The organism is Pseudomonas sp., assembly GCF_037994325.1.
Taxonomy (GTDB): Bacteria; Pseudomonadota; Gammaproteobacteria; order Pseudomonadales; family Pseudomonadaceae; genus Aquipseudomonas.
In genome coordinates this window covers 1-6,094 of sequence record NZ_JBBNAH010000610.1, presented here as the reverse complement: position 1 = coordinate 6,094, position 6,094 = coordinate 1, and the positions used below count along the sequence as shown (strand labels likewise).

Annotated in this window: 5 protein-coding genes; all 5 read right to left on the bottom strand. The window is 58.7% G+C overall.

The window, feature by feature from the left end; genetic code table 11:
• Positions 1–1,046 (bottom strand): CDP-glucose 4,6-dehydratase (rfbG, locus tag AAAB16_RS20350; protein WP_340664960.1); only part of this gene is annotated, 1,046 nt, incomplete at its 3' end.
• Positions 1,043–1,813, bottom strand: coding sequence for a glucose-1-phosphate cytidylyltransferase (rfbF, locus tag AAAB16_RS20345; RefSeq protein ID WP_340664959.1), 771 nt, complete (start codon positions 1,811–1,813; stop codon positions 1,043–1,045). The genes rfbF and rfbG, both read right to left, overlap by 4 nt.
• A gap of 252 nt (positions 1,814–2,065) precedes the next feature.
• Positions 2,066–3,385, bottom strand: coding sequence for a flagellar hook-associated protein FlgL (flgL, locus tag AAAB16_RS20340; RefSeq protein WP_340664958.1), 1,320 nt, complete (start codon positions 3,383–3,385; stop codon positions 2,066–2,068).
• Between the two features lie 12 nt (positions 3,386–3,397).
• Positions 3,398–5,434, bottom strand: a complete 2,037-nt coding sequence (flgK, locus tag AAAB16_RS20335) for a flagellar hook-associated protein FlgK (protein WP_340664957.1) — start codon at positions 5,432–5,434, stop codon at positions 3,398–3,400.
• A 38-nt stretch (positions 5,435–5,472) separates the two neighbouring features.
• On the bottom strand, positions 5,473–6,094 hold a 622-nt coding region (gene flgJ, locus AAAB16_RS20330; protein WP_340664956.1), incomplete at its 5' end, for a flagellar assembly peptidoglycan hydrolase FlgJ.

Genomic DNA, 6,094 nt, shown 5'->3' with positions numbered 1-6,094 from the left:
CGCGCCGACTCGACATAAGCAGCCAGTTGCAGGCGGGTACTGATGTCACCGTTTGCCTGAGCGCTGTACCACTGCGCTGTAGCGGCCAGCGCACGCTCCAGGTTCCAAACCGGGCTCCAACCAAGTTGGCTTTTCGCTTTGCTGTTATCCAGGTACAGCAAGCCGGCCTCGTGCGGATGGGCGCCGCTCGACAGGTGCCAATTCAACTCAGGCCAATAGCGCGACAAGGTCTCCAGCATGGCTGCCACCGAGCGGTTGTCCGCCACGTCTGGGCCAAAATTCCAGGCCTGGGCAAAAGCGCTTTCGCCTTGCAGCAACCGTTGCCCCAAGAGCAAATAGCCGGACAAGCAATCAACCACATGCTGCCAAGGCCGCGTGGCATTGGGTGAGCGGATTTCCAGGGACTGTTTTTGCTGAACAGCACGGACGATGTCGGGTAATAGACGATCTTGCGACCAGTCGCCGCCGCCAATCACATTGCCGGCACGCGCCGTGGCCAATAGCGCAGAGCCCTGGCCGTGAAAGAAGGAATTGCGGTAGCTGTCGCAGAGCAGTTCGGTCGCGGCCTTGGAGGCGCTGTAAGGATCGTGACCGCCCAGGCGTTCATTCTCTCGGTAGCCCCAAGGCCACTCTTGATTGGCGTAGACCTTGTCTGTGGTGATCACCACGATGGCTGCTAGATTGGCCAGCTCGCGACAACTTTCCAACAGGTTGGCCGTACCCATGACATTGGTCGACCAAGTTTCCAGTGGATCACGGTAAGAGCGGCGCACCAGCGGCTGCGCAGCCAAGTGGAAAACGATATCGGGTTGGCAGGCGTGAACAACCGCTTTGAGGTTTTCCAGGTCGCGGATATCCCCCTGCTCATCGCCTGCATCTGCGCCTAATAGCTGCCAATGGTTTGGCGAGGTCGAAGGCGGCAACGCGTAACCCGTTACCTTGGCGCCCAGCTCGTTGAGCCAGGCCACCAGCCAGCTGCCCTTAAAGCCGGTATGGCCGGTCACCAGCACCGAAGCGCCACGATAAGCGCCGGCAAATAGGGTCATGACCAGACTTTCCACATTGCCTGGCGCTTGGACCACAGCTCTTCCAACTGATTTTTGTCCCGCAGGGTATCCATCGCTTGCCAAAAGCCATGATGTTCGTAGGCCATCAGGTTGCCTTCGCCAGCCAATTGCAGCAGTGGCTCACCTTCCCAACTGGACTGATCGCCATCGATATAGTCGAGCACTTTGGGGTCCAGCACGAAATAGCCGCCGTTGATCCAAGCACCGTCGCCGGCTGGTTTCTCCTGAAAAGTTTCGACCTTGCCGTCTTCCAGTTTCAACGCGCCATAGCGGCCCGGTGGCTGGATGGCAGTGACCGTGGCGAGTTTGCCGTGGCTGGCATGGAAAGCGCGCAATGCGCTGATGTCGACGTCGGACACCCCGTCGCCGTAGGTAAAGCAAAAGGGTTCATCGTCCAGATGCTCACGCACGCGTTTCAAGCGCCCGCCGGTGAGGGTGTCTTCGCCGGTATCAACCAGGGTGACGCGCCAGGGCTCGGCATGCTGGTGATGAATATGCATGCGGTTTTGCGCCATATCGAACGTGACGTCCGAGGAGTGCAGAAAGTAGTTGGCGAAGTACTCTTTGATCACGTAGCCCTTGTAGCCCAGGCAGATGACAAAGTCGTTTATCCCGTGGTGGGAGTAGATTTTCATGATGTGCCAAATGATCGGCTTACCGCCGATTTCAATCATTGGCTTGGGCTTGAGGTGCGACTCTTCACTGATCCGGGTTCCCAATCCACCCGCCAAGATAACCGCCTTCATTCCATACTCCGCTCGTTAGACAGGCCGACACTGCAGTCCCAATTTCCTTGCGTAATACCGTGCCCCCTGACATTTACCGGGGCACACCATAAGGAATAGCAGAGCGGGCGGCGCGATCTTATTTAAGTGAGAGCCAGTTTTATGGCACCTGCGCTCAGAAGAGCAAACATAGTGCCAAATAACAGGACATAGAGGTTTTAACCGAAGCGCCGCCGCCAGCGCCTAGGCGCCAGCGGTGCGTGGTGAGGGGTATTAGCTGATGTAGTTGAACAAACTCAGGTTGGCGACTTTCACGAAACTCTGCTGCGCCGCCGAGAGAATGGTGTTTTGCAGCGTCAGGCGCGAAATGGCATCGGCGTAGTCGAGGTCTTCAAGGTCCGATTGCACGGATTTGTTGACCAGGGTGACGTCGGCAATAAAGTCGCCGGTAGAGTCCAGGGTATTCAGCCGCGAGCCCACCGAACCGCGTGCGGCATCGACCTTGGAATACACCGCGTCGAGGTTCGACAAGGCCACGGCGGCGGAGTCGCGGATTACCCGGTTATCTTCGGCAGAATCACCCGAGCCCTGCAGTGCTTTGCGCAGGTCAGATACGGTGTTGAGCAGGCTACGTTTTTCTTCGTCCGGCTTTCGGTTGATGGCGAAGTCATCGCCGTTCTGCGGCACCCCGTCGATTTGTACCCGCACGCCACCGTAACTGATGAAATCGGAGGTGGCGGTGTTGGTGTCGATGGCGCCCGTGGCCAGTTGCCCGGCGGGCGGCGTAGTCGGATCGTAGGTGGTCCAGTCGTAGCCAACCGGCAAGGTGGCCTGGTCGTACACCACGTAGCCGGTGCTGCTAAGAAAATGGATGCCGATGCCATCGGTGGCTACCGGTGGATTGCTGGCGGGAAAGGTGGTGTCGTAGGCGGTTTTATCGGTAACCAGGCCCAGGGAGATGCGCCCGGTGCTGACCGTGCCATCCACGTTGGTACCCACGGTGGTGTGCGCCGTGGTTACGCGGTTGGCGTTAAAGACGTTTTCGAACAGGTCTTTGCCGTCGTCACCCAGCGCGATAAAGGTGCTACTGGCCACCTGCACATTGCGTTCGGTTTCGTCGCCTTGGTAGCTGTAGGTGCCGTCGGGGTTGCGCACAAAAGGTTGTTGATCCGATTGCGAACCGCCAAACAGGTAATGGCCGCTGGCGTCCTTGCTGTTCATCAGGCTGAGCAGTTCATCCTCACGCTGCTGTATCTCAGTGCCCAGCGAGGCGCGGTCAGTAGAGTCGAGGGTACCGTTACCGGCTTGCACACCAATTTCGCGAATACGCTGCAGCACGGTTTCAATCGAGCTGAGAATGGCCTCTTCGGAGTTCAGGCTGTTCTGCGCGGCGGTGTTGTTGGAGGTGTACTGGGCGTTCAACGCTTGTTCTTGGCTCAGCTGCAGCAAACGCACAGAAGCAACCGGGTCATCCGCTGGGGTGAGGATGCGTTTGCCGGTACTGATCTGTTCCTGCGTACGCGAAACGTTGGCGTAGTTCTTCTGCATACCGCTAACGGAACTGTTGAAGGCCTGAATAGTGGAAATTCGCATAACTAACTAGCCTCAGTTGAACGCGCCAATAAGCGTATCGAACAGCGCCTGCGCGGTTTTGATGACCTGTGCAGAAGCATTGTAGTACTGCTGGAACTGCACCAGGTTGGCGGCTTCTTCATCCAGGCTGACGCCGGAGAGCGAATCGCGGCTGTTTTGCGCCTGGGTCAATACCGTTTCCGCGGCATCGGCGTTAACCCGAACCTGCGCAGTCAACGAGCCGACGCGCTCAACCAAGCCGCTGTAGGCGTTGTTATAGGTGGAACCGACGCCTGCAGCACCAACGCCTACGGTTTTTTGGGTTTGCAGGTCGATCAATTTCAGCGCGTTACGGTTGTCCGCCACCCCTGCCGTGTTCTGCCCCAACGTAAAGCTATCGCCCGACTGCGGCGTTCCATTAATGGTGAACTCGTAGGAGTAGGTGTTATTGGTCGACGGGTCGGTGTAATCCAGGCGCAGCGTGTTGGCTTGGCCTGGGGTCAGCGCGGTGGTCGAGGGCGATACATAACTCAAGGTCGCACCGGCCGGCAACGTGCTGGTCAGGGTGTTGGTGGTGGAGTCAAACGTCAGTGGCAGCCCGGTGCCAAATAGATCTTGCAGGTCGGTAACGTCGATTGGTGACGGTCCGGTCTTCAAATCTGGCTGGCTGATGGTGCCGGTACCGCGGTTGTTGGTGGTCGCCACCGCACGCGCCGAACCGGCAAAAGCCAGTTGGTCGGCCGACTGCAAGTCGGTACCAAAATCAAAAGCGCCGCGCCGAGTCGGTTGCAAGGTGAAGCGGTCACCGGCATTGGGCGTGCCGTTAATGGTGACGGCAAAGCCTTGATCAGTAGCCGGCGTGGTGCTCGGGTCGGTCATGGAAATGCTGTAGGGGCCGGTCCCTGTGACGGTGACGTTCATGCTGGCGCCGTCGCTCAAGCGCCGGGCAGTGAAATTAGTGCCGTCATAGTCCAGGCGGTAATCGCTGGTGGTCAGCAGGCTGGAATTGGTGATGGCCAGGGAGCCGGTTGCAGTGCCGGTATTGGTGGCCTGCGCCAGCACGCGCAACGACGCCGCAGTGGGGTCATTGATATCGCTGAACAGCGGGCTACCGGCACGCCCCGCCAGATCCAGGCCCTGCCCTAGCTGCTTGTTGACGGTATCGGCAAGCACCGTGGCCATTTGCCCCAGGCTGTTGTAACTCTTGTCCAAGGTGGTGTCGCGGTAGGCCAACAGGCCACCCATTTCACCGCCAGAAATCTGCGACGAGATGGTTTGCGACACGCCGTTGATGCTCAGGTCAATCTGGAACTTCGACGGGTCATCAACCCCCGCTTTAGCCGTTAGCGTGGACGCCGTGTTGCCCACGACCAAGGGCTGACCAGTACCGACAAACAAGCTGACGCTGCCGTCTTTCTGCTCAACGCTTTGTACACCGATGATTTCGGAAATCTGCCGGATGGTTTCTTCGCGGGCATCAAGCAGGTCGTTGGGCTCGGCACCGGCACCTCGAGCACGGGCGATGGCGTCGTTGTAGCTGGCCACACTGGCAGCCATGGAATTGACTTGCGTGGTCAGCGCACTGAGTTGCTGGTTGATCAGGCTGTTCTGCTTGTCTAGCTGGTCGTACAGGGTATTGAACGAATCCGACAGCCCTGCCGCCTGCGACAGCACCGCTTCACGCGCAGCGGTCGACGAAGCGTCTTGGGAGGCGGTCTGTAGCGAGGCAAAGAATTTCTGCAACGCCGGGCTGATACCGGTGGTGCTGTTGGACAGCAAGGAGTCGAGCTGTTCGATCTGGCTTTTAAACGACTGCAGCTCGCTGTTGGAACTGGTGGCGGTGCGCACTTGGTTGGTCAGAAAGTCGCTGGCAAGGCGACGCACATCCACCACCTGGCTGCCCGAACCGATATAACCGGCGCCAGTGAACTGCGAGATACCGGTCTGCTGCACCGATTCCTGGCGCGAGTAACCAGGGGTGTTGACGTTGGTGATGTTATGCCCGGTCACCGTCAGGGCGGTCTGCGCACTGCGCAGGCCTGACAGCCCAATAGATAACAAATCAGCCATGTCGCATCCTCTCTGAAAACTTCATCACACCTGCATCCTTACAAACGCGTGGCGGTGGTTTCGCCCGCGGCGATGGTTTGGTACGTCTGCATCTGTTTGGCGATCTGCGCCACTTTATTGGCGTACTGCGGATCGGTGGCGTAACCGGCCTGCTGCAACTCGCGAACAAACTGTTTCGGGTTGGCGGTTGCATCTAACGCATCGTCGTAGCGGTCGTTGTTCTGCAGGAAGCTGACGTAGTCGTTGAAGCTGTCCTGGAAGCTGTCGTAGGAGCGGAACTTCGCCGCTTCCTTTACTGCTTGGCCGCCTTTGTATTCAGTGGTCAGCGCCCGCGCCGACTCACCCTGCCAATTGCCAGCGGCCTTGATGCCAAACAGGTTATGGCTGCTGGAGCCGTCTTGATCACGAATGATCGACTTGCCCCAACCAGTTTCCAGCGCCGCCTGGGCCACCAGATAGGAAGGGTCGACGCCAATTTTGGCGGCGGCTTCCTTGGCCATGGGCAGCATGGTGGCGATAAATTCATCGGCCGATTTAAACGCCGCTTTGCCCGGCGCCAACGGTGGCTGCGCCAGACGCCGGCCAGTGCTGGCATCAACGCCGGTGGCCGCTTTCAAATCCGCCTTATTGCTGGTGTTGTTGGCCGCCAACCAGTCGTTC

Coding starts and splice junctions, on each gene's coding strand:
- rfbF (WP_340664959.1), bottom strand. CDS start 1,813: ATGAAGGCGGTTATCTTGGCGGGTGGATTGGGAACCCGGATCAGTGAA.
- flgL (WP_340664958.1), bottom strand. CDS start 3,385: ATGCGAATTTCCACTATTCAGGCCTTCAACAGTTCCGTTAGCGGTATG.
- flgK (WP_340664957.1), bottom strand. CDS start 5,434: ATGGCTGATTTGTTATCTATTGGGCTGTCAGGCCTGCGCAGTGCGCAG.